We start from the raw sequence: 25,429 nt of genomic DNA, 5'->3' as shown, positions 1-25,429 counted from the left end.
TTGGGCATGATTCATGCTTTGCAATGGTGCAAAATGCTAAAAATAGCTTTTTTTTGCACCAATTTAAATCAAAAATCAAAGAGGACAGTGATGGATGCACTGAAACAGGGCGCAGATGCGCTCTTTATTTTGCTCGGCGGCATCATGGTCTTGGCCATGCATGCCGGTTTTGCCTTTCTGGAGCTGGGCACAGTTCGCAAAAAGAACCAGGTCAATGCGCTGGTGAAGATCTTGGTGGATTTTTCGGTCTCTACCGTGGTTTATTTTGTGGTCGGCTACGGCGTGGCGTATGGCACCAGTTTCTTTGTGGGCGCTGAAGTGCTCGCGGCCAAGAATGGTTACGAGCTGGTCAAGTTCTTTTTCCTGCTGACCTTTGCTGCGGCCATTCCCGCCATCATTTCCGGTGGCATTGCCGAGCGTGCCAAGTTCTGGCCGCAGTTGATTGCCACGGCCGTGATCGTCGGCTTTGTCTATCCCTTTTTCGAGGGCATCGCCTGGAACCAGCATTTCGGTGTGCAAGCCTGGATCAAAGCCTTCACCGGTGACGAGTTCCATGACTTCGCCGGGTCGGTGGTCGTTCATGCCATGGGCGGTTGGATCGCATTGCCTGCCGTCCTTTTGCTTGGCGCGCGCTACAACCGCTACCGCAAAGATGGCCAGGTCTCGGCACACCCGCCATCGAGCATCCCTTTCTTGGCCTTGGGCGCTTGGATTTTGATCGTGGGCTGGTTCGGCTTCAACGTGATGAGCGCACAGACCTTGGACAAAATCTCAGGCCTGGTGGCTGTCAACTCCTTGATGGCCATGGTGGGTGGCACCCTGACCGCCTTGTTGTTGGGAAAAAACGACCCCGGCTTTGTGCACAACGGCCCTTTGGCAGGCTTGGTTGCAGTGTGCGCTGGTTCTGACTTGATGCACCCATTTGGTGCCTTGGCTGTGGGCGCTGTGGCCGGCGCCTTGTTTGTGGTCATGTTCACACTGACCCAAAACAAATGGAAGATCGACGACGTTCTGGGCGTCTGGCCGCTGCACGGCCTGTGTGGTGCCTGGGGTGGCATTGCTGCGGGCATATTTGGCTTGCAGAGCCTGGGCGGTCTGGGTGGCGTGAATTTCACAGCCCAATTGATCGGTACGGTAATGGGGGTTGTCTGGGCGTTGTTCTGCGGCACTGTGGTTTATGGCCTGCTGAAAGTCAGCTTGGGTCTGAAACTCAGCCCTGAAGAAGAGTACGAAGGCGCTGACCTGACGGTGCACAAAATCAGTGCCACACCCGATCGCGAAGTGAGCTGGTAAATCTGACGCCTTGTGTTGGAAAGCCAACCATGGCGCGTTTTGCGGGGATACCCCTTGCATCTTTTTTTGTTTTATGACGCATAATGGACGAGCGTTGCTGTAGAAAAACAGCAACGCATTGTTTGCGGTGACCAGATCCGTTTCGCTTTCCTTCCGAAGTTTCAAGGTTTGTTGAATGCGCTTTCAGAGCTACATCGCTTTTATCTCTGTGTTTTGAGGAGTCCCTTTCATGGGCAACAAACTTTACGTCGGCAACCTGCCTTACTCGGTTCGTGACGGCGATTTGGAACAAGCTTTCGGTGAATTCGGTGTTGTCACCAGCGCCAAAGTCATGATGGAACGTGACACGGGCCGCTCCAAAGGCTTCGGCTTTGTGGAAATGGGCAGCGATGACGAAGCGCAAGCTGCGGTCAACGGCATGAACGGCCAGCCTCTGGGCGGCCGCAATGTGGTGGTCAACGAAGCCCGTCCGATGGAAGCACGTCCTCCCCGCACCGGCGGCGGTGGTTTTGGTGGTGGCGGCGGCTTTGGCGGCGGTCGCCGTGAAGGCGGCGGTGGCTACGGTGGCGGTCGCGAAGGCGGCGGCGGCGGTGGTTATGGCGGCGGCCGTGAAGGCGGTGGCGGCTACGGTGGCGGTCGTGAAGGCGGCGGTGGTTACGGCGGTGGCGGTGGCCGTGAAGGCGGCGGCGGCGGTTTCCGCAGCCCCTACGGTGCTGGCCCACGTGGCGGTAACGGCGGTGGCAATGGTGGCGGGCGTCGCGAAGGCGGTGGCGGCTACGGCGGCGGTTACTGATTCACGCCTGCGGCTGGGTCAATACCCAGTCCTTGAATTTTGACAAGGCCCTGCACTGCAGGGCTTTGTTGTTTCTGGGCCCGATGCATGCACAGACGCTCGGGCCAGTCTCAGTTGTCTGAGTGCCTGTGTTTTCGGGGCTGGCCCTTGAGCACGCGATCAAACACCGCATTGGGCAAGATGCGCAACAGTTTGGCCACCACAGCCATGGGCCGTGGGATGACCTGGTAGCTCGTGCCGCGTGCAATGCAGCGCACCGCCTGCTTGGCAAAGGCTTCGGCACTCATTAAAAAAGGCATGGGGTAGCGGTTGCGCTCGGTCAGGGGCGTGGCCACATAGCCGGGCGCGATGGTGGTGACGCAAACGCCGGATGCGCGCAATTCGCCACGCAAACTCTCGCAATAACTGATCACGGCGGCTTTGCTCGCGCAGTAAGCCGCATGACCAGGCAAACCGCGAATGCCCGCAACGCTGGCAATGCCCACCAGCGAGCCCGATCCGCGTGCTTGCATCCCGCGAATGAAAGGATGAAATGTGGCGGCCATGCCCAGCACATTGGTGTCCATCACCTGGCGCATCACCGCCAAGTCTTCGCGCTCGGCTGTGTCTACGCCTTGGCTGATGCCGGCATTGGCAATCACCACATCGGGCAGGCCCATTTGAGCGATGCATTGATCGGCAGCCGCGATGATGCTGTCCACGTCTTGCACGTCTGCACCATAGACCTGAAGACGATCCGGGCCCAGAGCGAGTTGCACAGACATGTCTGCGGTCCATGCCGTCAGGGCATCCAGCCGCCTGGCCACCAGCGCCACGCGCCAGCCTTGTTGCAAATAAACGGTGGCCATGGCTTGGCCAATGCCACTGGAGCCACCTGTGATGAATACCAGTCTCATGTGTGCTTTCAAGGTTTGGCCGCCAGCATGCCGCGGACGCGGCCTTCCAGCAGGTAAATGCCGCTCTTGCTGTTGAAATTCAGGGTGAGCGCGGTGAACACGTCCTTGTCGCGGGTGATTTCCACCGGGTCAGAAGACAGCAGGCGATTTTCTTTGGCCAGTGCCACCAGCCGCTCGCCCCGTAATTCAGTGCGGGGCGATTGGGCATCGGCAGGGCGAATGGCCTGCGCATTGCCAATGAGGGTCACGCGTTCACCATCACCTGTGGCGATGCCGGTTTGTGCTTGGGCGTATATCTTGACACCGGTATCGCTTTCGGAATAAACGCGTACATTGTCGATGTGCATGTCGTCCACATCTGGAAAGTGACGGCCTTTGTCACCCAGCACTTCGCGTGTCATTCGGCCCGTGGTGTCAAAGGACTTGACCGAGAAATTTTCCAGCCGGTAGTCCGGATCTTTACGCAAAGGCTTGTTCTCGTCGATACGGACCATGACGGGCATGCTGCGCACCAGCCACCAGCTGGCCAGTGCCAGAAAGCCCATCAGTATTAAAGGCAGGTAAAGCGACAGCCGGTCCAAGAATCGGCGAAAAAGGCTGATGACTTTCATGCCGATGCACCTTTGTGCGCATCCAAGCCCACATGGGCCAGCAAGCGTGCGTAATGACCGCTGGCGACCAGCAGCAGATCGCAGAAGGCGCGGGCGGCCCCTTCTCCGCCCCGCTCGGCCGTGACGTGATGCGCGATGGCCAAGGCCTGCGCATGACCATTGGCTGGCGCGCATGCGAAAGCCACCCGTTGCATCACCGGCAGGTCAGGCCAGTCGTCGCCCATGGCGGCGGCTTGTGACCAGCTCAGACCCAACTCTTTCAAGAAATCTTCAGCAGCAGGGCGTTTGTCTTCGGTGCCAAAGCGCGCATGGGTGATGCCCAGTGCTTTGAGGCGCAGGCGCAGAGGAGCCGAGTCGCGACCAGTGATGACCACTGGCGTGATGCCCGCTTGCTGCAAGAGCTTGAGGCCTTGGCCATCCAGAGTGCTGAAGCGTTTGAGCGTTTCGCCCGATTCAGAAAAGTAAAGACCGCCGTCGGTCAGCACGCCATCGACGTCGAAGAAAACCACACGGATGCCCTGCGCCTGCAGCAGCAATTCGGGTGCGTAGTTCAGGGCGGGGATCAAGGCCTGCATGTCAGATCACCTTTGCACGCATCAGGTCGTTGGTGTTGATGGCGCCGCACAGGCGGCCTGCATCGTCCACCACCAGGATGCTGGTGATGCGGTGCAGTTCCATCATCTCGGCCGCTTCCACGGCCAGCGCTTCGGCGGCGATGGTGCGGGGCTGGGGGTGCATCACATCGCGGGCCTTCAGGCCTCGCAGGTCAGCGCCCTTTTCAATCAGGCGGCGCAAATCGCCGTCGGTGAATACACCCAGCACGCGGCCTTCGTCATCGACCACCGACGAGGCACCCAGACCCTTGCTGCTCATCTCGCGCATCAGGTCCGAGAAGCCGGTGTCGAGGCCCACGCGGGGTACTTCGTCACCTTGGCGCATCACATCGCTCACATGGGTGAGCAGCTTGCGACCCAAGGAACCACCGGGGTGCGAGCGGGCAAAGTCTTCGGGCTTGAAGCCGCGTGCATCGAGCAAGGCCACGGCCAGGGCATCGCCCATGGCCAGCTGCGCGGTGGTGCTGGCGGTGGGGGCCAGGTTAAGAGGGCAGGCTTCTTTCTCGACCGAGGTGTCCAGCACCACGTCGGCATGGCGTGCCAGTGACGAGCTCAGGCCACCGGTCATGGCGATCAAGGGTACGCCTTGGCGCTTAAGCACCGGCAAGATGGCGACCAGCTCGTCGCTCTCGCCACTGTTGGAGATGCCCAGCACCATGTCCACCGTTTTGATCATGCCCAGATCGCCGTGGCTGGCCTCGGCCGGGTGCACAAACATGGCGGGCGTGCCTGTGGAGGCCAGTGTGGCGGCGATCTTGCGGCCGATGTGACCGCTTTTGCCCATGCCGGTCACCACCACGCGGCCTTGCACAGCCAGCATCATGTCCACAGCTTTGAGAAATCGTTCGTCGAGCCGGGCTTTGAGGCCCAGCAGCGCGGCAGCTTCGATGTCGAGGGTCTCGCGGGCGAGTTGAAGAGTTTGTGCATTGTGAGCGGGCATGAGGCCATTTTATCGGCCGGCATGGCAGCGCATACCCCCACTTCCTAGAACGATCAAGGGCAGGGGTCACCACGCATGAAATACGCCCTCGCGCTTGTTACCATCCAAGCATGAGCGCACTTGAGCTGACACTGCTGTATTTGCTGGCCGCCGTCTTGGGCGTGGTCGGCTGCCGCATGCTCAAACTGCCGCCCATGCTGGGCTATCTGGCTGTCGGTGTGGTGATCGGCCCCAATGCACTGGCGTTTGCACAAAACTCCGATGGCGTGAAGCACTTGGCCGAATTCGGCGTGGTGTTCCTGATGTTTGTCATTGGGCTGGAGTTCAATCTGCCCAAACTGCGCTCCATGCGCAAGCATGTCTTTGGCTTGGGGTTGTTGCAAGTGGTGGCGACATTGGTGATCGTGACCTTGACGTCCTTGTTTGTGGCGACTTTGGCGCCGACCCTTTGGAAGATGGAGTGGCAGACCGCTTTGGCTCTGTCGAGCGCCATGGCCATGAGCAGCACGGCCATTGTGGTCAAGCTCATTGCCGACCGCATGGAGCTGGAGTCCGAGCACGGCAAGCGGGTCGTGGGCGTTTTGCTCTTCCAAGATTTGGCGGTAGTGCCGCTCATTGTGATGATTCCCGCGCTGGGTGCGCCGGCTGAAGAGATGTTCAGTGCTTTGCTCGCGGCCGGTGCCAAGGCTGCAGTCCTGATTGCCTTGCTGATGACGGGTGGCCAACGCGTGATGCGCTGGTGGCTTACCTTGGTGGCCAGGCGCAAAAGCGAAGAGCTGTTTGTGCTGAACCTTTTGCTCGTCACGCTGGGACTGGCCTGGATCACAGAGTTGGCCGGATTGAGCTTGGCGCTGGGTGCTTTCATTGCCGGCATGCTGATCTCCGAGACCGAATACAAACATCAGGTGGAGCTGGACATCCGGCCGTTCCACGATGTTTTGTTGGGGCTTTTCTTCATCACCATTGGCATGTTGTTGGACTGGCACATCGTGATCGAGCGTTGGCCCTTGGTGGCGGTGCTCACTGTTTTACCGGTGCTCTTCAAGCTGGTGCTGGTGACTGCGTTGGCCAAGCTGACCGGGGCCACGCAAGGGGTAGCACTGCGCACAGGTCTGTATTTGGCGCAAGCTGGTGAGTTTGGTTTTGTGCTGCTCACACTGGGCTCTCAGCATCAGTTGATTCCGCCCACCTTGCTCAATCCGGTGTTGGCCAGCATGGTGCTGTCGATGTTGGCCACGCCCTTCATCATCCTGCACAGCAACACGATCGTGATGAAGTTGGTGGCCAGTGAATGGTTGCAGCAGTCTCTGCAAATGACCACCATCGCCCGCAAGTCGATCAACACCAGCAAGCACGTCATCATCTGCGGTTATGGGCGTTGTGGCCAGAACCTGGCCCGCATGCTCGAAAAAGAAAACATCCCTTACATGGCGCTCGACCTGGACCCCGACCGGGTGCGGCAGGCTGCAGCCGCGGGAGACTCGGTGGTGTTTGGCGATGCAGGGCGATTGCAGTCGCTCATGGCCGCTGGTCTGGCCCGCGCCAGTGCCGTCGTGATCACCTATCTGGATGTGCCTGCCGCCATGAAGGTGCTGGACCATGCACACAGTCACGCACCGCAGGTGCCGGTCATCGTGCGCACGCAAGACGATCTGGATCTGGAAAAGTTGCAACTGGCCGGTGCCACCGAAGTGGTGCCCGAGGCCTTGGAGGGCTCGCTGATGCTGGCCAGCCACGCGCTGGCGCTGGTGGGTGTGCCCATGCGCCGCGTGATCCGTCTGGTGCAAGACCAGCGTGATGCCCGTTACAACCTCTTGCGTGGTTATTTCCACGGCGCCGATGACGACACGCTGGACGAAATCGATCATGAGCGTTTGACCACAGTGGGCTTGCCCCTCGTTTCTCCTTGGTTGGGCAAGACGGTGCAAGACCTGGCTTTTCACGCCATGGGTGTGCGCGTGGTCAGTCTGCGCCGCGCCAACGGCCACACCGAAGCCGTCACCGACGACACCGAACTGAAGATCGGTGACACCCTGGTTTTGTCGGGCAAATCTCAAACCTTGGCCTTGGCCGAGGAAAAACTTTTACGGGGTTGAAGCCATGCAGGACTTGAACGTCAACGATTACCTGAAAAGCCACATCCGCACCGTGCCCGATTGGCCAGCGCCGGGTGTGCAGTTCCGCGACATCACGCCCCTCTTGCAAGACCCGCGCGTGTTTCGCGTGCTGATCGATGCCTTTGTGCACCGCTACATGGACCCGGCCTTGCGCCCCGATGTGGTGGCGGGTCTGGATGCGCGGGGCTTTATTTTGGGCTCGGTGGTGGCCTACGAGCTGGGCTTGGGTTTTGTGCCCATCCGCAAGAAAGGCAAGCTGCCCTTCACCACCGTGGAAGAAACCTACGAGCTCGAGTACGGCAGCGCCACGGTCGAGCTGCACACCGATGCGGTCAAACCCGGCCAACGCGTCCTGTTGATCGATGATTTGATCGCCACCGGCGGCACCATGATGGCGGGCAAAAAGCTGCTGGAAAAATTGGGCGCTACCGTCATCGAGGGCGCGGCCATTGTGGATTTGCCCGAGCTGGGTGGCTCTCAGCGCATCGAAGCCTCGGGTCTGAAGCTGTTCACACTGGTGTCTTTCGAAGGCCACTGACAGGGGCTGAAGAGGGACACCTGCGCGACGCGCTGTCGCGCACAGTGCTGACAGCCAGGGACGCTGCTTTTACGCTGTCCTTCTTTTGTTTGCACAGGACCGCCATGACCACCTCTGCCACCCCGCCAGCTGCTGCGGACGATCGCGTACCTTACGCCAAACCGCAACCTTGGGGCATGTCGCCCGACATGGTCATCCCCGATGTGGACACCGATGACGAACGTCTGTGGGCTCCCATTGCCCCTGGCATCTGGTCGCGCCCCTTGCATTTGAATGTGAATGGTGGGTTCTATGTTCACCTGCTCAAGGTCAAGCGCTCGGGCTTGCTGCAGCGCCATCGCCATTCGGGCATGGTCCACGCCTATGTGCTGCGCGGCAAGTGGCTTTACCTGGAGCACGACTGGGTGGCCGTGCAAGGGAGCTATGTGTATGAGCCGCCTGGCGAGACCCACACCCTGGTGGTGCCTGACGATTGCCAGGACATGGTCACCATGTTCACCGTGCATGGGGCGCTGATGTATGTGGACACACAAGGCAATGCCACCGGTTATGACGATGTGTTCACGCGCATCGAAAAGTACCGAGCACACTTCGAAAATGTCGGCTTGGGCGCGGACTATGTGAAGAACTTCATGCGCTGAGTTTTTGGCGCAAAGCATAAAAAAGGCCTGCTCTTTGAGCAGGCCTTTTGCATGAGCGCAGCAGAGATTACAGCGGCTTTTTGATCCAGTTGGCGATCTCTCCAATGATGCCTCGGCGGAAAGCCAGCACGCAGACCACGAAGATGAATCCTTGAATGATGGTCACCCATGCGCCCAGATGTGCCAGATAGTTTTCCATACTGATGATCACGGCTGCTCCCACCAAAGGCCCGAACAGGGTGCCCATGCCGCCCACCAAGGTCATCAACACCACTTCGCCCGACATGGACCAATGCACATCGGTCAGTGATGCCAACTGAAACACCAAGGCCTTGGTGCCCCCCGCTGTACCAGCAAGAGCACCAGAGATCACAAAGGCGAGCAGCTTGAACGTATCGGTGTCGTAACCCAAGGAGGTGGTCCGATCGGGATGCTCGCGGATGGCTTTGAGAATCTGGCCGAAAGGCGAGTGGATCACGCGCCAGATCAGCAGGAAGCCCATCAGGAAAATGGTCATCACGAAGATGTACATGTTGACGTTGTTTTCGAGGTCCACCAAGCCGAACAAATTGCCGCGTGGCACAGCCTGGATACCGTCTTCACCACCGGTGAAAGGCACTTGCAGACAGAAGAAAAACACCATCTGGGCCAGTGCCAAGGTGATCATCGCAAAGTAAATGCCTTGGCGACGGATGGCCAGTAGGCCGACCACCAGGGCCAAAGTGGCCGATGACACGGTGCCCAGCAGCACGCACAGTTCGGGGTTGAGCCCCCAAGACTTGGCCGAGTAGGCAGCGACATAACCGGCCGAGCCCATGAACATGGCATGGCCAAAAGACAGCAGACCCCCAAAGCCCAGCAACAGGTTGAAGGCGCTCGCAAACAAGGCGAAACACATCACCTTCATCAAGAACACGGGGTACACCCACATTGGGGCGATGGCCAGGATGGCCGTCATGAGGGCAAACGCCACCCACAGGTGCTTGGAGGATTTGGCCGATGAAGTGGCAGAAATCGCGTTGGACATGGTGTTACTTCTGTGTGCCGAACAGACCGGCGGGCTTGATGAGCAGGACGATGGTCATGATCACGAAAATGACCACGTTGGACGCTTCGGGGTAGAACACCTTGGTCAGGCCTTCGATCAGACCCAAGCCAAAGCCCGTCAGGATGGCGCCCATGATGGAGCCCATGCCCCCCACCACCACCACGGCAAACACCACGATGATCAGGTCGGCACCCATGGTGGGGTTGACTTGGTAAATGGGCGCAGCCATCACACCGGCCAATGCGGCCAAGCCAACGCCAAAGCCATAGGTCAGGGTGATCATGCGCGGCACGTTGATACCAAAGGCCTGCACCAGGCTGGGGTTCTCGGTGGCGGCACGCAGGTAGCCCCCGAGCTTGGTGCGCTCGATCACGTACCAAGTGGACAGACACACCACCAAGGATGCCACGATGACCCATGCTCTGTACTTCGGCAGAAACATGAAGCCAGTGTTGAACGCGCCTTGGAAGACTTCAGGCACCGGGTAAGGCATGCCTGAAGAGCCGAATTCGTTGCGGAACAGACCCTGAATGATCAGCGCCAGACCGAAAGTGAGCAGCAGACCATACAGATGGTCAAGCTTGTAGAGTTGTTTGAGCATGGTGCGCTCGATCAGCACACCGCTGGCACCCACGATGAACGGTGTCAGCACCAGAGCCAACCAATAGTTGACGCCCAGTTTGTTCAGGCCCAGGTAGGCCACAAATGCGCCCAGCATGTACTGGGCACCGTGTGAAAAATTGATGATGTTCAGCAAGCCGAAAATCACGGCCAGGCCTAAGGAGAGCAGCGCATAAAAGGACCCGTTGATGAGTCCGATTAGCAGCTGCCCGAACAAGGCTTGAGAGGGAATGCCAAAGATTTCCATGGTGATTTCAGGCTTGCGTGAACAGGGGTTGGATTACTTCTTGACCAGAGGGCAGTCGCCTTCGTTCAGGGGACGGAAGGCTTCTGCAGCGGGGATGGTGGCTGCGACCTTGTAGTAGTCGTATGGGCCTTTGGATTCCGAAGGCTTCTTGACTTCAAACAGGTAAGCAGGGTGAATCTTGCGACCGTCAGCACGGATGGAGCCTTTGCCGAACAAGATGTCGTCTGTGGGCAGGTCCTTCATCTTGGCAATGACTTTGAGACCGTCATCGGTCTTGCCCGCATCCACTGCCTTCAGGTAGTGGATCACACTGGCGTATACACCTGCTTGGTCTGACGAAGGCATTTTGCCGCCGTGCTGTGCAGCAAAACGCTTGGACCATGCGCGAGTCTGGTCGTTCAGATCCCAATAAAAGGTCTCGGTCAAGAGCAGGCCTTGGGCTTTTTCCAGACCCAGTGCGTGCACGTCGGTCAGGAACACCAGCATACCGGCGAGGTTCTGGCCACCTTTGACAATGCCGAACTCGGACGCTTGTTTGATGGAGTTGATGGTGTCAGCACCCGCGTTGGCCAAGCCAATGATCTTGGCTTTGGAGGCTTGCGCTTGCAGCAGGAAGGACGAGAAGTCTTGTGTTGGGAAAGGGGTGCGAACTTTGCCCACCACTTTGCCACCGTTTTTGACCACCACGGCTTCGGTGTCGCGCTCCAGGGCGTGACCGAAGGCGTAGTCAGCGGTCAGGAAGAACCAGCTGCTGCCGCCGTTTTTCACAATGGCTTTGCCGGTGCCGTTGGCCAGCATCCAGGTGTCGTACAACCAGTGCACCACGTTGGCGTTGCAGGACTTGCCGGTCAGGTCGGCGGTGGCCGAGCCGGTGTTCACGTGGGCCTTGTTCTTGTCTTTGGAAATTTGGGCAATGGCCAGACCCACAGACGATGTGGGCACGTCGGTGATCATGTCGACCTTGTCGGTGTCGTACCACTGGCGGGCGATGTTGGAGCCGATGTCGGGTTTGTTCTGGTGGTCGGCGCTCACGACTTCCACTTTGAGTGTGCTCTTGGTGGCCTTGATGTAGTCCTCAACCGCCATCTTGGCGGCGACCACGGAGCCTGGACCGCCGATGTCGGAGTAAGGGCCTGACATGTCGCTGAGCACACCGATCTTGACCAGATTATCAGACACTTGTGCCTGTGCCGTACCGGCAAATGCACATGCGGCCAAAGCGGCCGTTGCGAGAAGTTTGCGTTTCATGGGATCTCTCCTGTGGGATGGGTAAAAAAATGAATCAGACGCCGAGGTATTCATGCAGCATCGGCATCTTGGCCTGCAGCTCGCTGGCTGCAAAGCCTTCGATGATGCGACCGTGTTCCATCACGTAGAAGCGGTCGGCCAATGGCGCAGCAAAGCGGAAGTTTTGTTCGACCATGATGATGGTGAAACCCTTGGCCTTGAGCGAGAGGATCATGCGGGCCAGCGCCTGCACGATCACTGGGGCCAGACCTTCAGAGATTTCATCGAGCAGCAAAAGCTTGGCACCCGTGCGCAGGATGCGGCCCACGGCCAGCATCTGCTGCTCACCACCTGACAAACGTGTGCCGGGGCTGTTCTTGCGCTCCAGCAGGTTGGGGAACATCTCGTAAATCTCGTTGATGGGCATGCCGCCGCCAGCAATCACGGGGGGCAGCAGCAGGTTTTCTTCGCAGCTGAGCGAGGCAAAAATGCCGCGCTCCTCAGGGCAGTAGCCAATGCCCAGTTTGGCGATGTTGTGCGGTGCCATGTCGATCGACTCGCGGCCGTTGATCGTGATCGAGCCGGTGCGCTTGCCCACCAAGCCCACGATGGACTTGACCGTGGTGGTGCGGCCCGCGCCGTTGCGGCCCAGCAGCGTGACCACTTCGCCTTTGTGAACCGTGAGGTCCACGCCGTGCAGGATGTGCGACTCGCCGTACCAAGCGTGCAGGTTGCTGATGCGCAGGAATTCGTCGGAATCAGCCATGGGCCCCCTCCAACTCGGTTGCGACTGTGCCCATGTAGGCTTCCAGCACTTGGGGGTTTTGAGACACCACTTCGTAAGGTCCTTCTGCGATGACTTGGCCGCGTTGCAGCACACTGATGGTGTCGGCAATGCTGGAGACCACGTTCATGTTGTGCTCCACCATCAAGATGGTGCGGTTGGCACCGACCTTTTTGATCAGCTGCGTCACGCGGTCCACGTCTTCGTGGCCCATGCCCTGGGTGGGCTCGTCCAGCAGCATCAGCTCGGGGTTCATGGCCAGCGTGGTGGCAATCTCCAGGGCGCGTTTACGGCCATAAGGCAGCTCCACCGCCGTCAGGTCGGCCATGCTGCCCAAATCGACTTCGTCGAGCAAGGCCATGGCTTTGTCGTTGAGCTGGTCGAGCACGCGCTCGGAGCGCCAGAAATGCATGGACATGCCGGTGTTGCGTTGCAAGGCGATGCGCACGTTTTCCATCACCGTGAGGTTAGGGAAAGTGGCCGAAATCTGGAACGAGCGCACCAAACCACGCCGTGCCACCTGGGCAGGCTTCTCAGCGGTGATGTCCTGGCCGTTGAACAAAATCTGCCCACGTGTGGGGATCAGGAACTTGGTCAGCAGGTTGAAGACCGTGGTTTTGCCTGCGCCATTGGGGCCGATCAGGGCGTGGATCTGCCCGCGCTGGACCCCCAGATTGACGCCGTTGACGGCGACAAAGCCTTTGAACTCTTTGACGAGCTCGCGGGTTTCGAGAATGAAATCTTTGGACATGACTTGTGAACAAGGTTCCTGTTAACAGCCATGCTTCATAACATCTGCATGGCTTGTCTCATTCTGGGTTCATCACGGCACGTCTGCCGTAGTGGTTATCCCGAACGCATGTCTCTCACGCGTCTGAGCGTCGACCCCGATTCACAAAGCTATTGAAAAAACCTCAACTCAAGACCATGCCGCCATCCAGGTGAATGGACTGCCCGGTCATGCCTCGGGACTCGGCCGAGCCCAGGTAAACGGCCAGACTGGCGATCTCGTCCGGGTCGAGCACACGGCCCAGCGGCACACGGGTCAAGGCGGCTTTGACCATGTCCTCGCCGCTGATGCCCGAGCTTTTGGCCACTTGCGCCTTGAGCTCTTCGACCATGTCGGTCTGGATGAAGCCGGGGCAAATCGCATTCACGGTCACCTTGTAAGGGCTGGCTTCGAGCGCCAGGCAACGCGTGAGGCCCACCACGGCGTGCTTGCTCACGTTGTAAGCACTCTGATTGCGTGAGCCCCATTTGCCTGCGGTGGACGCCATGTTGACGATGCGGCCGTGCTGGCGAGCTTGCATGCCCGGCAAGCAGGCCTGCGTGAAGTGCAGCACGCCGAACAGGTTCACATCGAGCATGTCCTGAAAGTCCTGCGGCACATAGTCCATGAAAGGCTTGGCGCGGTACACCCCGGCGTTGTTGACGAGTATGTCCACGCGGCCAAAGCGCTGTTCGACTTGTTCCACCGCGGCAAAGCAGGCATCGCGGTCGGTCACGTTCAGGCCTACGGTCATGATTCGCTCGGCAGGCAAGCCCAGTGCGTCTTTGACTTCATTCAGGCGGGCTCCGTCGGTGGCCACCAGACACAGGCTGGCGCCCTCGGCGGCATAGGCCTCAGCGATGGCGCGGCCGATACCGCGGCTGGCCCCGGTGATGATGGCCACTTGTTGGTCGAGTCGATGTGCCATGAGGGTTCCTTGCTTCAAATGAGGGCTGCGCGTTTGCGCTGATCGGCCGGTGTGCCGTGCTCAGGGTCGTCGTGCGGGTTGGAGATCGCCTTGCGCAGCACTTGCCGGTAACCGGGTGTCAACTCCATGCGCGGGCCAAAGCCTTGCGCGATCAGCATGCGGTGGGCAGCGGGCAACTTCCAGCAAGGCGTGAAAACAAACAGGTGGTGTTCCAGGTGGTAGTTGACCCAGTAGGGGGCCAGCACCATGCGCATGCCCCAGTTGGTCAGTGTGGTACGGGTGTTGCGCAAGCGGTCATCGTTGTTGCCTACCACCGCGTGTTCGGCGATGTTGCGGATGCGGCTGATGACTTGGTACCAAGTCAGCAAAGGCAAGAGCCACAGCGCAAAGTAAGCCCACCACACGCCGGCAGCGGCGCAGACGGCAAAGATGGCCAAGTTGCTCAAGGCGAAATACTTTTCGGCACGCCAAAGGTTCAGCCAGCGCTTCATGCGGCTGGGCTCATCGCCCATCTCCATGCGGAAAAATTCTATGCGCCGCTGGTAACCGGTGATGCCCAGAATGTCGCGCCGCATCTTGCGCCAGAAACTGCTTTTGCTGATCGGAAAAGGTGCCGACAGGATCAGGTCGGGGTCGTCCTTTTGCTGTGTGTGACGGTGGTGGCTCAGGTGGTAGGGCCGGTACAGCGTGAGGCTCGCGCCCACGGGCCAGCCGCACAAGAACGCGCCCAGCGTGTCATTGAGCCAAGTGGTCTTGAACAGGGCACGGTGCGCCGCATCGTGCATCAAGATGGCCAGGCCCAGTTGCCGCCCACCAATGACGACCACGGCCACGATGAAGCTCAAGGGGTTGGGCCAGGCGATGAAAAACGCCATGGCCAGTGCGATCACCCCCCAAGCATGCAGCACCAGATAAGCGCCTATGCCGTCGGATCGGCTGCGCAGGTAGGCGTCTTGTTCGGGACTGAGCACCGGTTGTGCGTCTGTGACCATGTTTGGCAATGAAAAAAAGCAAAGGAACCATCTTGAGATGAATCCTTTGCCTGATCAGTCACTGAAGTGACCTGTGGTCAGAGGCCTGGCAAAACGCTTTGACCTCCTGCCTGGCGCTCAGCGCTGGCCGTCGTGGACCGATACCTTGTCCTTGGTCAAGCCACCCAGTCGAGAATGAACGCGGCCCCCTGTGCCCATGACCAAGGCAAACAAGATTTCGTTGGGGCGAGGCGCATCCTGAATGCCCACTTCCATGCTGTTGAAGTGGCTGCGCACATAACTGGCATGGATGTAATGCAGCGGCACCATCAGGCGATAACCGGTGTGCGCCACCGCCTTGCTGGCAGGCACCATGGCTTTGGGCTCGCCCAGCACCGTGCGCATGGCCCAGCCGCCTGCCTCGTGCCACACAGCGCCGTGCTCCATCTCGCCATTGACGCCCACGATGGCCGCTTTGCTGTAGACCTCGATGTTGTCTTTGCCCAGCGTGTCCACCAGCTCTTGGGCCAGCAAGGTGCCCAAAGACCGCAGCTCCGCCATGAAGGGCATGAGGTCAGGCTCGTAACGCCCGGCATAAGGGTTCTTGATGACCGCACACGCGGCGGCCAGTTTCAGCGGTGTGTCCGTGACCGGGCCACCCTCGTGGTAAGTGGTTTCGATCGTCAGGCTGCGTTTGCGAATTTCAATCAATGACATGCGGGGTCCTTGTTTCAGAGGGATTTATTGTTTGGGAATTTTGGCTTCGTTGACGACCTGGATCCATTTCTGGGTCTGGTTGGCCACCATGGTCTTCATGTCTTCAGGGGTGCTGCCCCGCACCTCGCCGCCCATGTCTTCCAGGCGCGTTTTCACAGCAGGCACCACCAGCGCTTTTTGCAGCTCGGCATTGAGGCGATCGATCACAGGGCGGGGTGTGCCTGCAGGTGCCATCAGGCCAGCCCATGAGCGCACGTCATATGCGGCCACGCCTTGCTCGGCCACCGTGGGCACATCGGGCAGACCCGGCCAGCGCTGTGGCCCTGTGGTGGCGATGGCGCGCAATTTGCCTGCTTTGATGTTGGCCATCACCGCAGTCGGTGGCGCAATGATCATCGGGATGTCACCGGCCAACAAAGCCGTCAGGGAGCCCGAATCGCCTTTGTAGGGCACGTGCAGCAATTGCGTTTTGGACATGCTGGCCAACAGCTCGCCCGCCAAGTGGTGGGTGGAGCCGATGCCTGCCGTGCCATAGGTGATTTGCTCGGGGTTGGCTTTGGCCGTGGCCAACAAGGCCGACAAATTGGCGAACTTGCTGTTGGTCGGCACCACGATCAGGAAGGGGAAATACGTGATGGTGCTGACCATCTCGAAGTCTTGCACCGTGCGGTAGGCCAGGTTGTTGTACAGCGCCCCCGCCACCGCATGCCCACCCGTGGCCAAGAGCAAGGTGTAGCCATCGGGTTTGGCCTTGGACACGGTGGTGGCCGCAATCGTGCCACCGGCCCCGGCCTGTGCCTCGACCACCATGGGCTGGGCCAGGCCCTTGCTCATTTCCAGGCCAACGGCACGTGCAATCGCATCGGCATTGCCGCCCGGCGCGAATCCTTGGAGCACCTTGATGGGGCGTTCCGGGTAAGTTTGAGCGACCGCCTGAAAAGGCAAAGCCAGCGAGCTGACGCCCAAAGCGATCAGTAAATTTCGACGAAGCATTTTTGTCTCCTGATGGATAAACCATGCAGCCTCTCTTTGGACGCTTGCATGCGCGAACTTCACGGTTGCATCACCAGCTTGCCGCTGACCATGCCCTGATCGAGCAACTCATGCGTTTGACGAACCTCGCTGAGTTTGAAAATCCGGTGTTCGGGTGCCTTGACCTGGCCCTTGGCCATCAGCTCAATGGCCTCGTGCATCAGCGCGCGTCTGGCCTGCGGGTCTTCGTCAAAGGTGTGCATCGAAAAACACCGCACGGCCAGGCTCTTGCCCAAAAAGTGGCGAAGCACCTGAAACACGTCTTGTGTGGGCATGCCCTGGACAATGTTGTAGGACACCACCATGCCCAGCGGTGCCAGACTGTGCAAACCATCGATCAGGCTTTGCCCGCCCAGATGGTCGAACACCAGGTCCACGCCGCGGCCTTGCGTGATGGTCTGAATGCGCGCCTTCAGATCGTCTTGCCCGGTGCAGACCACATGGTCAAACCCCTGGCCGAGTGCGCCTTGGCTTTTGTCCGGGGTTCGGCTGGTGCCAATGGTGGCAAAACCCCGGTGCTTGGCGACCTGACACAGCATGCCCGCCACGCCGCCCGATGCTCCCGTGATCAGCACATGTGGCTGTGGGCGATGGCTGGGCCCGGCCACGCGCATGAGCGCCAAGGCCAGTTGCAAGTTGGGCAGGCTGACCGCGTCTTCAAAGGCCACAGTCGGGGGCAAGCGGTAAGGCGCGTCTTGCGGCACCACAATGGCCTCGGCGTAGCAGCCGCCGCGCTGCGTCAGTTCACGTGCGCTGACCAGCACGCGGTCACCCAGTTGCCACTGCGTCACGCCTTCGCCGATGGCGTCGACCACGCCGGCCATCTCCGCACCAGGGATGGCGGGCAGCGGCGGCATCCATTTGTAGGTGCCTTGGCGAATCAACACATCCGGGCGGCCCACCCCAATGGCATGGGCTTTCACGCGCACCTGTCCAGGGCCAGGCAGCGGATCGGGCAGATCCACCAGCAGCAAGCTTTCTGGCCCGCCGGGCACCTGGACTTGGATGGCTTTCATGTTCAGGCTTGGGCTGCGATCGGGTTGACCAAGGTGCCGATGCCCTCGATCTCGACCTCGCACACATCGCCGGGCTTCATGAACCAGGCGGGCTTGCGGCTCCAGCCCACACCCGCAGGCGTGCCGGTGGCGATCACATCGCCGGGCACCAGCGTGAAGATGGTCGAGGCGTAGCTGATGAGCTTGGCGATCGAGAAAATCATGTGGCCGGTGTGGCTCGACTGCACCACTTCCCCGTTCAGGCGCGTGACCAGCTGGAGTTGCTGGTTGGGTGCGATTTCGTCGGCCGTGACCATCCAGGGGCCAAAGCCGCCGGTGGATTCAAAGTTTTTGCCCGAGGCGATTTGCTTGGCGTGGAATTGCCACTCGCGGATGCTGCCATCGTTGTAGCAAGAGTAGCCCGCCACATGGTCAAAGGCATCCGCCTCGGCAATGTTGCGGCCTTCCTTGCCGATGATCACGGCCAACTCGCCTTCCCAGTCGAGTGAGCCCGACACCTTGGGGCAGATGATGGGCTGGCCATGCGCCACTTGCGAGCGCCACACGCGCAAGAAGATGGGCGGCTCTTCGGACAACTCGCGGTGCATGCCGGCGGCCAGCACTTCCTGGTGGTGGTCCATGTAGTTGCGCACGGCGCAGACGATTTTTTCGGGCTTGGGAATCACCGGCAAGAAGGTGATGTCGGCCAGTTTGACGTCGGCGCTTTTGCCGACCACATCTTGTTTGGCGTTCAGGTAAGCGCCCGAGGCGATGTAGTCGGTCAGCGTGGCGTATTGCGGCAGCGCTTTGCCCAGGTCAACGATGGCGTCTGTGCCGACGAGTGCGCCCCAAGTTTCGCGGCCTTGGTGGATGAAGGAAAGCAATTTCATAAGAAGTCCTTGGTGGAATGGTGATTCAGTGGGCCTTGGCAAATTTCGCTTGCCATTGCTCGATCGGCATGAAGCTCGGATCTTGTCTGCAGATGGCTTCGGTTTCGCGCAAGATGGTGTCGTCGTCTTGGCTCAAATCCAGCGGGTCGCCGTGCGGCTGCGAAATGTAGAAAGGCATGTCGATGTAAATCTCGACCGTGTTGCCCTCTGGGTCTGCAAAATAAACCGACAAGGCGTTGCCGTGGTTCAAAGGCAGCACTCGGCTGGCACCCAGAGCGACTGCTTTGTCTTTCAGCTCGCGCAAGGATTGGATCGAGGGCACTGCAAAAGACATTTGCATCACCGTGCTGAAAGTGGCCTCAGCGGGGCGACCCCCTGCGATCACCAACTGGTGGTGTTGGTGCGGGCTGGCACTCAAAAACACCAAGGGCGCCTTGAATGTCTTGCCCACACCCCGGTCGGTCTCGACCAGTCCGAACACGGTTTTGTAGAAATGCACCATCTTCTCGACATCGGTCACGTAGATGCCGAAATGGGAGGGGGTGGGTTGACTGACTTTCAGCATGGGTGTCTCCTGCAGAGGGTGAGGTGAGGGCTCAGGCGCCTTGTTTTTGTTGCAGCGCAAAGGCCGCCATCACATTGGTTTGTGTGCTGCGAATGTGCTCGGACAGCAGCGCAGCGGCTGTCTTGCCGTCACGCCGAAGCACCGCCTTCATCAAGGCGCGGTGTTCGTCGTCTTTCTTTTTCGAGACCGTCCGGTTGCGTGCGGCAAAGTGCCGATAACGCTCGGCCTGGTCAAACAGGCTCATGCTCCACGACAGTTGTCGCTCCGAGGGGCAGGCCGCAATCAGGGCCATGTGAAAGTCCCGGTGGCGTTGGCTCCACTCGGCGTCCAGCACCACGGGGCCTTGGGGCAGACGCGATTCGATCTTTTCGAGGCGGTGGAAGGCGGCCACGATCTGGGCCTCCCAGGCGTCATCGCCCGCAGAGATGGACTCTTGCAAGGCCGGGATGTCCAGCATCAAACGCATTTTGGTGATGTCGGCCAAATCGGATGGCGAGATCGGCGTGACCCGAAAGCCCCGGCGCTCGTCCGCTTTGACCAGGCCTTCTTGCACCAGGCGGTTGAGCGCTTCCCGCAAGGGGCTGCTGGAAAAACCGTACCTCTGCTGCAAAGCATCGACCTTGAGCTTGCTTTCAGGCGCATGGCGCCCAGACAAAACATCGCCGCGCAAGACCTGGAAGGCTTGCTCGGACAAGGTGGCGGTAGATGCTAAATTGTGCATGATTTATAAATTGTGCATAAAAAAGAAATTGTGCGCATTCACGCAAACCCTGATGTCTCGGCATCGGGGGCAGCGTTTTCTTAAGAGCTGTGCTGTGGAGCCGCCTGCTGCGATGAGGGGAAGTAAGGGCTCCAGCCCCAACCGCTTGGCAGTCGTGTTTGGGTGTGAGGTCCGCTGTTCGGTGCCCACAACTGAATCACGCCGGGTGCTTGAAGTTCTTCATCAAGAACCCATGGGCTGATGGTTAAATTGCCATCGATCAAGACTTTCGGATGTTCTTTCAAAGCCATGGCGATAGCCCCGGCTACGGTGGCCGGGCCGACGATGATCTTGATCCGACCCTCCGTGGTGTCGCGCACAGAGTCTGCAAGCTCCCTTGCAATTGTTGGACTGTCGAACAATCTCCAGCGAGTTGGCGCGGATTGGGCGCAGCATCCAAAGGCTGAAGTCTCGTAAGATTGAATGATGAGCAAGCTCTGAATCCCGACAAAAAAAGACAACACCACCCATGCTCTCTTTGGATGGATTTGTTTTTGATGCAGCCTCAAAAACATCATCAAGGGCGGAACAGTCCATATAGCAAAAGCGGTGCCCCACTGCATCTGCAGATCCATGCCCAGAAACAAGCCCAACAAGGTGATGCACAGGGGCGGCAAAATGCCCCAGACCAGCAAGAAACGGGTGCCAGAAATGGCGGTGTTGTGGGTGTGTTGATCGGCGCTGATGGGGCGGTACAGTGCTTTAACGATGAACAGAAACAAAATGGCGGGCAAACAACGGTTGAACAACAGGTCCATCAGCCAGATGCCGCTGCGCAGTCTGTTGGCAACAGGGGCAGCGCTTTGCAAAAATTCAGGCCGAGAGGTTTTGAGTGCGTACTGAATGGGGCTATTGGCCATGTCTTGGTGCAGCAACCACCACACGTGCGGTGAACACAAAAGTGTCGCGGTCAGGATGGCCAGGCCAAGGCCTTGAAGTTGTTGCTTGCTGCGCCAGGGTTTCAGTTGCCAGATCAGGTAGGCACTGGGGGCACAGACCAATAAATATTGGTATTTGCTGAGCATCCCTGCACCTGCTGACACGCCGAGTAAAACCCACCACCGTGTGCGCCCGCTTGTGACAATCTGCCACCAGCAATATGCGCTCAGGCTCACGCAGAGCATGAGCAACACATTGTGGTTGTAATAATTGAGTCGACCGTTGTAGAACGTGATGCACAAGCCTGCCAACACGGCAATAAGGGCGCTGTGTGCGCCCCATATTTGCCGAACCAGACTGGCGAAAATCATTGCAGCAGTTAAGGTGCAAAGACTGCCCAGAATTTGGCTGGTCAAGGTCGTCGGGCCGGTCAGCATTTGTGGCAAGCTCAGCAACCACGTAGGCAGCGGCGGGTGCTTGTAGTAGCCCCACTGCAGTGAGTGAGACCAAACCCATTGCTCCATGTTGTCCATTGGCGCTGTGAGCGCAACGGACGATAAATGCCCAACCCAGACCAGTCCGAACAACAGCATCAAGAGGGCTAAACTGCAGGAACTTTCAAGCAAGCGCGTTTGCGAAAAATGGTTGTTTTCATCGCGGTCTTTAAATGGCATGCGTTTGAGCAGCAGAGTTTTGTACGCGGGCATGCAATGAATTTAAAATTAATCAATAAAGGTCAATTATCCTTTATTTGTATTCATTTAATTGCGGTTAATTTTGGGGCAAGGTCAGGTCGCGGTCAGCTGAAAGTCCAGAGAATCTTTGAAACCAAATTTGTTATAAGAATTAAATGCACAAAGACACATTGCGTATTCGACCGCAGAATCCCCGGATTTCTTGCGTCATTCCCGCTTACAACGAGGCACTGAATTTGCCGATGGTTCTGCCTGCGATCTGGCAGCAGATCGGAACCTTGACGGATCAGTTCGAGATCATCGTGGTCAACGATGGAAGCCGGGACAACACGTTTGATGTGGCGTGTGCGTTGGCGGTTCAATATCCTGGCATTGTGGCCTTGGATTTGTCACGCAATTTTGGCAAGGAAGCTGCCATGACCGCGGGCTTGGAAGCGGCAGCTGGTGATGTCGTCATTTTGATGGATGCGGATGGGCAGCATCCGGTCGCCTTACTGCCAACCATGCTCCAGAAATGGCAAGACGGGGTGGATGTGGTGTATGCCATACGCCGCACGCGCGATGATCAATCATCGCTTCATGCCACCTTGACGGGCTGGTTTTATCGTTTGGTCAACTGGGGCAGTCGCGTCAAAATTCCGCGCGATGCCGGAGACTTTCGTTTGATGGACAAACAAGTCGTCGCTGCCTTGGTGGCTTTGCCCGAACGTAACCGTTTCATGAAAGGTCTTTACGCTTGGGTTGGATTTTCGAACATGGCCTTGGACTATGAACCGTTGCCCCGACAACAAGGTGTGAGCAATTTTGGCTTGCTTGGTGCCTTTCGCCTTGCTTTGACGGGCATGCTGGCCTTCTCAACGGTCCCGCTGAGGTTGTTGACAGTCTCGGGTTTGTTGCTTTCGTTGGCCTCCATGCTTTACATCGCTTGGGTCTTTGTGGAGTATTTCTATCGGGGTATTCAGGTCCCGGGTTATGCCACCTTGGTGGTCAGCATCATGTTTTTCAGTGGTATTCAGTTGTTGGCTCTGGGCATCATGTCCGAATATGTGGGTCGTATTTATGACGAGGTCAAACGGCGTCCTTTGTATTTACTTAAACAACGCACTGGCCACGGTCTGGAGCGTGATTGAGATGGTGCGCTTGAAAATCTCAGCTTGGCTGGCCGGTTTCTGGTTCGGGTCGGTAGGTCTGGTGGCCGCCTTGGTCCACCTGTTGGTGTTTGAGGCCTTGCGACATGTGTTCAGGCCTGAGTTGGCCAATTTCGGCGGTTTTGTGGTCGCTTTCGGCGTGAGTTTCGTGGGTCACCGTCAATTGAGTTTCAAGGATGCCCAGACATCGGTTCAGCAAAGCCTGGTCCGTTTTATGGTGACGGCCATCGCAGGGTTTGTCACCAATGAACTTTGCTTCATGGCACTGATTCACAACTTGCGCTGGGCCGATTGGCCCGCCCTGATCGCCGCCTTGGTTTTAGCAGCCGGGCAGACGTTTGTCTTGAGTCGTTGGTGGGCCTTTCGCCGCTGAGCGATTGAATTGCCACAGCGTCCAGGCGAGCCCCTTGAAGTTCCTTGACCAGCCAGTTGGAAGGCTTTGACTGTCGAAATCGTTGGGTGTCACCAGCCAGCTGTTTTCTGCCGGGTCCAGCAAAGCTGAAATGGGTTGCAGGTTTTTTGCGGCTTTCAGATCGAAATCGCCCGCTTCAAACAGTTCGCGTCGCCAATTGTCTCCACTGGATTTACGGGCTTCATCCCAGTCTTCAAGCACGATCAATGCTTGTGTCAGCTGTGCATAAAACGGCAAATCATACGGGTAGGCACCCACTGCGTACACACGTTCAGCCGGATCCAGATGGCATTGCAGCACATGTGCGACATCATGGCTTGAGCGCTTGAGGCTGTGGCGACCTGCAGCCCAATTGGCACCGATGGACAGGCCCAGGCTGGCAAGCAGCAAGACGGTAAACCATCTGGCATTGACTCGACCCGTTTCAGTCCACCTTTGCCAGGTCATGGCCGCCAGGCATGCGACAGGCGGTAGCACGGTGAAGATGTAGCCGACGATCTTCGATTTTGGGAGCGAGAAAAATGCAGTGATCACCAACAACCAGATCCACAGCAGACTGCTCCAGCGGTTACTGACAGCGGTGCGCTCATGTCGCCAACTGTGAAGCCATTTGCGCGGGGCGACTGTGCCCACCAAAATCATGCTCCAGGGAAAAAGAAGTAAAACGATGACGACAGGATAGAACCACCATGACCATTGGTTATTGAAACTGCCCCCCGTGTACCTTGAAAAATGCTGTCCAACAATCAAGTAGTTGAAAAGTTCGGGATAGTGTTTTTGACCTTCAATGAACCAAGGCAGGCCTATGGCACAAAAGACCAACAAGCCACGAATCCATGGGAGTTGCCATAAGCGCCGGGTTTGGTTTGTCCAAATCAGCCATGTCAACAGCACCAGACCCGGTAAAACCAAACCAATCAAGCCCTTGCTGAGCAAACCCAAGGCGCAGGCGGCAAAGCCCAGTAAGGCGAGACGAGCGTCAGGCTTGCCGTGTTGTCGAAAAGCGGCAGCAAAAGCCCAAATGGCGATGCTGACCCAGCTGGCCACCAGCATGTCGTGGTTGACGTATTGGCCACCGATCAAAAACCCCAGGCTGCTGCCCAGAATCCATATGGTGCGCTGTGCGGTCTTTTCACCTTGGGTGTCGCGTGTCGCCAGATAAACCGCCAGCAACATCAGTCCAGCATGGAGTGCAGGGACCAGACGTGCGCTCCACGGATGGACACCCCAGACCGCGAAAGAGCTCGCTTGCAGCCAGTGCAGCAGCGGTGGCTTGTGAAAAAAAGGCATGCCATCCAAGCGTGGTGCGAGCCAATCGCCCGACATCAGCATCCAGCGGCCAACTTCTGCATAGCGACCCTCATCTGGCAATGCCAGTGGCCGGGTGCAGGCCATCACCAGCAGTAATGCCCAAAGTCCCAGCAGGGTCAGCCAGGACCGCTGTTTTTCAGTCCATCGTCTTGTCATGATGATCATGGTGTGAGCTTATCAGGGCGTTGAAATAGCGCACTGCCGCGCACCAAGGTGGTCTGGGTGTTGTCCAGCATCGTCTGAAATGCCTCACTCTGCAAGACTTCCTGCTCCCATAAGCGCGCCTGGGCAAAGGGAGCCAAACCACATGGACCTTGACCCGGGTGGCACATCAACACGCTATTGGAGGGCATGTGCTCCAGCCAATTGCGTAAGCGTTGACTATAAAAATGGGCATTGCCTTGGAAATCGTAGACCCCCGTCAAATCATCCGAGTGTGCAAAACCATACCCGATGGTCAAGCGCTTCAAAGCGGTGGCCCCCATGGCATTGATGACTTGCGATTTCAGGCTCGCAGCGGCCTCGGTTATCCGTGCAATGCGAATCCATGGCCGGTCATGAGCCCCATAGCGGCGTGACAGAACGCGCATGAGCACCTCCCGAATCACGGGGAACTGGTGAATGTGTTGGTGGCCATCCACGTGATCTGGAGGGGCCAGAAAATGGGTTTCAAAAAGATCCAGTTGCCGCTCAATCGCACACTCAATCGCAGAGGTCCGCAGCAGCCGCAGGGCGCTGAGCGCCATCAACAACGGTAAGGATTTTCCAAATCCTTCGTCGACAGCGAATGCGCTGGTCCAGTCCAGATGCAAGCCTGCATCTACACGGCCCCGCAGCTCTCGCAATGGGGGTGCCCAGTGGGGCCAGTGGGGTGACAAGCTCATCACGCTGGTGGCGCTGATGCGGTTTTGATCTGCCAACTTGAGGATGCCGGCGCTGATCTCGGGTGTCATGCCGTAATCGTCGGCACACATGACGAAAGGCGTC

27 protein-coding genes are annotated in these 25,429 nt (G+C 58.4%); 7 read left to right on the top strand and 20 right to left on the bottom strand.

What is annotated here, in order from left to right; genetic code table 11:
- Positions 1–90: 90 nt before the first annotated feature.
- Positions 91–1,293, top strand: coding sequence for an ammonium transporter (locus B9Z52_RS08490; RefSeq protein ID WP_108413422.1), 1,203 nt, complete (start codon positions 91–93; stop codon positions 1,291–1,293).
- Between the two features lie 229 nt (positions 1,294–1,522).
- Entirely contained in the window at positions 1,523–2,086 is a 564-nt protein-coding gene (locus B9Z52_RS08485; RefSeq protein WP_108413421.1) for an RNA-binding protein, read from the top strand.
- 110 nt (positions 2,087–2,196) lie between these two features.
- Here B9Z52_RS08485 and B9Z52_RS08480 read toward each other — a convergent pair whose 3' ends face one another.
- From B9Z52_RS08480 to B9Z52_RS08465, 4 genes are read right to left on the bottom strand one after another with little or no spacing between them, the layout of a single operon-like run.
- Positions 2,197–2,982: an SDR family oxidoreductase gene (locus tag B9Z52_RS08480; protein ID WP_108413420.1), complete on the bottom strand. Its 786-nt coding sequence runs from the start codon at positions 2,980–2,982 to the stop codon at positions 2,197–2,199.
- 8 nt (positions 2,983–2,990) lie between these two features.
- Entirely contained in the window at positions 2,991–3,593 is a 603-nt protein-coding gene (gene lptC / locus B9Z52_RS08475) for an LPS export ABC transporter periplasmic protein LptC (RefSeq protein WP_233251894.1), read from the bottom strand.
- Complete coding sequence (locus tag B9Z52_RS08470; RefSeq protein WP_108413419.1) at positions 3,590–4,168, bottom strand: HAD family hydrolase; 579 nt, start codon at positions 4,166–4,168, stop codon at positions 3,590–3,592. The genes lptC and B9Z52_RS08470 overlap by 4 nt, the downstream gene beginning before the upstream one ends.
- 1 nt (position 4,169) lies before the next feature.
- The gene (locus tag B9Z52_RS08465) at positions 4,170–5,147 is read right to left on the bottom strand and encodes an SIS domain-containing protein (protein WP_108413418.1); all 978 of its coding nucleotides are present in this window, start codon (positions 5,145–5,147) and stop codon (positions 4,170–4,172) included.
- Positions 5,148–5,257: 110 nt separating this feature from the next.
- Here B9Z52_RS08465 and B9Z52_RS08460 point away from each other — a divergent pair, with 110 nt between their 5' ends.
- The 3 genes from B9Z52_RS08460 (at position 5,258) to B9Z52_RS08450 (ending at position 8,443) form a co-directional block, all read left to right on the top strand.
- Positions 5,258–7,243, top strand: a complete 1,986-nt coding sequence (locus B9Z52_RS08460; protein WP_108413417.1) for a monovalent cation:proton antiporter family protein — start codon at positions 5,258–5,260, stop codon at positions 7,241–7,243.
- Positions 7,244–7,247: 4 nt separating this feature from the next.
- The gene (locus B9Z52_RS08455; RefSeq protein ID WP_108413416.1) at positions 7,248–7,802 is read left to right on the top strand and encodes an adenine phosphoribosyltransferase; all 555 of its coding nucleotides are present in this window, start codon (positions 7,248–7,250) and stop codon (positions 7,800–7,802) included.
- A gap of 104 nt (positions 7,803–7,906) precedes the next feature.
- Positions 7,907–8,443 carry a 2,4'-dihydroxyacetophenone dioxygenase family protein gene (locus B9Z52_RS08450; RefSeq protein WP_108413415.1) on the top strand — a complete coding sequence of 179 codons (537 nt, stop codon included), beginning with the start codon at positions 7,907–7,909 and terminating at the stop codon, positions 8,441–8,443.
- A gap of 67 nt (positions 8,444–8,510) precedes the next feature.
- Here the strand turns inward: B9Z52_RS08450 and B9Z52_RS08445 are convergent, their stop codons facing one another.
- From B9Z52_RS08445 to B9Z52_RS08380, 14 genes are all read right to left on the bottom strand, one after another.
- Positions 8,511–9,470, bottom strand: coding sequence for a branched-chain amino acid ABC transporter permease (locus B9Z52_RS08445; protein ID WP_108413414.1), 960 nt, complete (start codon positions 9,468–9,470; stop codon positions 8,511–8,513).
- A 4-nt stretch (positions 9,471–9,474) separates the two neighbouring features.
- The gene (locus B9Z52_RS08440; protein ID WP_108413413.1) at positions 9,475–10,359 is read right to left on the bottom strand and encodes a branched-chain amino acid ABC transporter permease; all 885 of its coding nucleotides are present in this window, start codon (positions 10,357–10,359) and stop codon (positions 9,475–9,477) included.
- Positions 10,360–10,392: 33 nt separating this feature from the next.
- On the bottom strand, positions 10,393–11,607 hold the full coding sequence (locus tag B9Z52_RS08435; protein ID WP_108413412.1) for an ABC transporter substrate-binding protein: 1,215 nt from the start codon (positions 11,605–11,607) through the stop codon (positions 10,393–10,395).
- Between the two features lie 34 nt (positions 11,608–11,641).
- Complete coding sequence (locus B9Z52_RS08430) at positions 11,642–12,352, bottom strand: ABC transporter ATP-binding protein (protein WP_108413411.1); 711 nt, start codon at positions 12,350–12,352, stop codon at positions 11,642–11,644.
- Entirely contained in the window at positions 12,345–13,121 is a 777-nt protein-coding gene (locus B9Z52_RS08425) for an ABC transporter ATP-binding protein (RefSeq protein ID WP_108413410.1), read from the bottom strand. The genes B9Z52_RS08430 and B9Z52_RS08425 overlap by 8 nt, the downstream gene beginning before the upstream one ends.
- Positions 13,122–13,284: 163 nt before the next feature.
- Entirely contained in the window at positions 13,285–14,067 is a 783-nt protein-coding gene (locus B9Z52_RS08420) for an SDR family NAD(P)-dependent oxidoreductase (protein ID WP_108413409.1), read from the bottom strand.
- Positions 14,068–14,081: 14 nt separating this feature from the next.
- Positions 14,082–15,059, bottom strand: a complete 978-nt coding sequence (locus B9Z52_RS08415) for a fatty acid desaturase family protein (RefSeq protein WP_108413408.1) — start codon at positions 15,057–15,059, stop codon at positions 14,082–14,084.
- A 117-nt stretch (positions 15,060–15,176) separates the two neighbouring features.
- The gene (locus B9Z52_RS08410; RefSeq protein ID WP_108413407.1) at positions 15,177–15,755 is read right to left on the bottom strand and encodes an amino acid synthesis family protein; all 579 of its coding nucleotides are present in this window, start codon (positions 15,753–15,755) and stop codon (positions 15,177–15,179) included.
- 24 nt (positions 15,756–15,779) lie between these two features.
- Positions 15,780–16,748, bottom strand: a complete 969-nt coding sequence (locus B9Z52_RS08405; RefSeq protein WP_108413406.1) for a tripartite tricarboxylate transporter substrate binding protein — start codon at positions 16,746–16,748, stop codon at positions 15,780–15,782.
- Between the two features lie 59 nt (positions 16,749–16,807).
- On the bottom strand, positions 16,808–17,803 hold the full coding sequence (locus B9Z52_RS08400; RefSeq protein WP_108413405.1) for a zinc-dependent alcohol dehydrogenase family protein: 996 nt from the start codon (positions 17,801–17,803) through the stop codon (positions 16,808–16,810).
- Between the two features lie 2 nt (positions 17,804–17,805).
- Positions 17,806–18,672 carry a fumarylacetoacetate hydrolase family protein gene (locus tag B9Z52_RS08395; protein WP_108413404.1) on the bottom strand — a complete coding sequence of 289 codons (867 nt, stop codon included), beginning with the start codon at positions 18,670–18,672 and terminating at the stop codon, positions 17,806–17,808.
- Positions 18,673–18,697: 25 nt separating this feature from the next.
- Positions 18,698–19,237: a VOC family protein gene (locus B9Z52_RS08390; RefSeq protein WP_108413403.1), complete on the bottom strand. Its 540-nt coding sequence runs from the start codon at positions 19,235–19,237 to the stop codon at positions 18,698–18,700.
- Positions 19,238–19,268: 31 nt separating this feature from the next.
- Entirely contained in the window at positions 19,269–19,958 is a 690-nt protein-coding gene (locus tag B9Z52_RS08385) for an FCD domain-containing protein (RefSeq protein ID WP_108413402.1), read from the bottom strand.
- A gap of 80 nt (positions 19,959–20,038) precedes the next feature.
- Positions 20,039–21,583: a glycosyltransferase family 39 protein gene (locus tag B9Z52_RS08380; protein ID WP_108413401.1), complete on the bottom strand. Its 1,545-nt coding sequence runs from the start codon at positions 21,581–21,583 to the stop codon at positions 20,039–20,041.
- A 143-nt stretch (positions 21,584–21,726) separates the two neighbouring features.
- Here B9Z52_RS08380 and B9Z52_RS08375 point away from each other — a divergent pair, with 143 nt between their 5' ends.
- Together B9Z52_RS08375 and B9Z52_RS08370 are read left to right on the top strand one after the other, a co-directional pair.
- A complete protein-coding gene (locus B9Z52_RS08375; RefSeq protein ID WP_108413400.1) occupies positions 21,727–22,701 on the top strand; it encodes a glycosyltransferase family 2 protein in 975 nt (324 codons plus the stop codon).
- Between the two features lie 10 nt (positions 22,702–22,711).
- The gene (locus tag B9Z52_RS08370) at positions 22,712–23,092 is read left to right on the top strand and encodes a GtrA family protein (RefSeq protein WP_233251893.1); all 381 of its coding nucleotides are present in this window, start codon (positions 22,712–22,714) and stop codon (positions 23,090–23,092) included.
- Here B9Z52_RS08370 and B9Z52_RS08365 read toward each other — a convergent pair.
- Both B9Z52_RS08365 and B9Z52_RS08360 read right to left on the bottom strand, forming a co-directional pair.
- Positions 23,039–24,421, bottom strand: coding sequence for a glycosyltransferase family 39 protein (locus B9Z52_RS08365; protein ID WP_233251909.1), 1,383 nt, complete (start codon positions 24,419–24,421; stop codon positions 23,039–23,041). The genes B9Z52_RS08370 and B9Z52_RS08365 overlap by 54 nt on opposite strands.
- A gap of 182 nt (positions 24,422–24,603) precedes the next feature.
- A complete protein-coding gene (locus tag B9Z52_RS08360) occupies positions 24,604–25,416 on the bottom strand; it encodes a ChbG/HpnK family deacetylase (RefSeq protein WP_255417806.1) in 813 nt (270 codons plus the stop codon).
- Positions 25,417–25,429 lie beyond the last annotated feature (13 nt).

The sequence above is a fragment of the Limnohabitans sp. Jir72 genome (genome assembly GCF_003063575.1).
GTDB lineage: Bacteria > Pseudomonadota > Gammaproteobacteria > Burkholderiales > Burkholderiaceae_C > Limnohabitans_A.
The sequence above is the reverse complement of the archived record's forward strand: the minus strand, read 5'-3'. Positions and strand labels throughout refer to the sequence as shown.

Bases quoted from the DNA above. Each gene is read 5' to 3' on its own strand.
- B9Z52_RS08450 (WP_108413415.1), top strand. From the start codon at position 7,907: ATGACCACCTCTGCCACCCCGCCAGCTGCTGCGGACGATCGCGTACCT.
- B9Z52_RS08490 (WP_108413422.1), top strand. From the start codon at position 91: ATGGATGCACTGAAACAGGGCGCAGATGCGCTCTTTATTTTGCTCGGC.
- B9Z52_RS08430 (WP_108413411.1), bottom strand. From the start codon at position 12,352: ATGGCTGATTCCGACGAATTCCTGCGCATCAGCAACCTGCACGCTTGG.
- B9Z52_RS08385 (WP_108413402.1), bottom strand. From the start codon at position 19,958: ATGCACAATTTAGCATCTACCGCCACCTTGTCCGAGCAAGCCTTCCAG.
- B9Z52_RS08375 (WP_108413400.1), top strand. From the start codon at position 21,727: ATGCACAAAGACACATTGCGTATTCGACCGCAGAATCCCCGGATTTCT.
- B9Z52_RS08480 (WP_108413420.1), bottom strand. From the start codon at position 2,982: ATGAGACTGGTATTCATCACAGGTGGCTCCAGTGGCATTGGCCAAGCC.
- B9Z52_RS08395 (WP_108413404.1), bottom strand. From the start codon at position 18,672: ATGAAATTGCTTTCCTTCATCCACCAAGGCCGCGAAACTTGGGGCGCA.
- B9Z52_RS08380 (WP_108413401.1), bottom strand. From the start codon at position 21,583: ATGCCCGCGTACAAAACTCTGCTGCTCAAACGCATGCCATTTAAAGAC.
- B9Z52_RS08460 (WP_108413417.1), top strand. From the start codon at position 5,258: ATGAGCGCACTTGAGCTGACACTGCTGTATTTGCTGGCCGCCGTCTTG.
- lptC (WP_233251894.1), bottom strand. From the start codon at position 3,593: ATGAAAGTCATCAGCCTTTTTCGCCGATTCTTGGACCGGCTGTCGCTT.
- B9Z52_RS08405 (WP_108413406.1), bottom strand. From the start codon at position 16,748: ATGCTTCGTCGAAATTTACTGATCGCTTTGGGCGTCAGCTCGCTGGCT.
- B9Z52_RS08465 (WP_108413418.1), bottom strand. From the start codon at position 5,147: ATGCCCGCTCACAATGCACAAACTCTTCAACTCGCCCGCGAGACCCTC.
- B9Z52_RS08435 (WP_108413412.1), bottom strand. From the start codon at position 11,607: ATGAAACGCAAACTTCTCGCAACGGCCGCTTTGGCCGCATGTGCATTT.
- B9Z52_RS08445 (WP_108413414.1), bottom strand. From the start codon at position 9,470: ATGTCCAACGCGATTTCTGCCACTTCATCGGCCAAATCCTCCAAGCAC.
- B9Z52_RS08470 (WP_108413419.1), bottom strand. From the start codon at position 4,168: ATGCAGGCCTTGATCCCCGCCCTGAACTACGCACCCGAATTGCTGCTG.
- B9Z52_RS08390 (WP_108413403.1), bottom strand. From the start codon at position 19,237: ATGCTGAAAGTCAGTCAACCCACCCCCTCCCATTTCGGCATCTACGTG.
- B9Z52_RS08420 (WP_108413409.1), bottom strand. From the start codon at position 14,067: ATGGCACATCGACTCGACCAACAAGTGGCCATCATCACCGGGGCCAGC.
- B9Z52_RS08360 (WP_255417806.1), bottom strand. From the start codon at position 25,416: ATGTGTGCCGACGATTACGGCATGACACCCGAGATCAGCGCCGGCATC.
- B9Z52_RS08410 (WP_108413407.1), bottom strand. From the start codon at position 15,755: ATGTCATTGATTGAAATTCGCAAACGCAGCCTGACGATCGAAACCACT.
- B9Z52_RS08400 (WP_108413405.1), bottom strand. From the start codon at position 17,803: ATGAAAGCCATCCAAGTCCAGGTGCCCGGCGGGCCAGAAAGCTTGCTG.
- B9Z52_RS08455 (WP_108413416.1), top strand. From the start codon at position 7,248: ATGCAGGACTTGAACGTCAACGATTACCTGAAAAGCCACATCCGCACC.
- B9Z52_RS08485 (WP_108413421.1), top strand. From the start codon at position 1,523: ATGGGCAACAAACTTTACGTCGGCAACCTGCCTTACTCGGTTCGTGAC.
- B9Z52_RS08365 (WP_233251909.1), bottom strand. From the start codon at position 24,421: ATGCCTTTTTTTCACAAGCCACCGCTGCTGCACTGGCTGCAAGCGAGC.
- B9Z52_RS08440 (WP_108413413.1), bottom strand. From the start codon at position 10,359: ATGGAAATCTTTGGCATTCCCTCTCAAGCCTTGTTCGGGCAGCTGCTA.
- B9Z52_RS08425 (WP_108413410.1), bottom strand. From the start codon at position 13,121: ATGTCCAAAGATTTCATTCTCGAAACCCGCGAGCTCGTCAAAGAGTTC.
- B9Z52_RS08415 (WP_108413408.1), bottom strand. From the start codon at position 15,059: ATGGTCACAGACGCACAACCGGTGCTCAGTCCCGAACAAGACGCCTAC.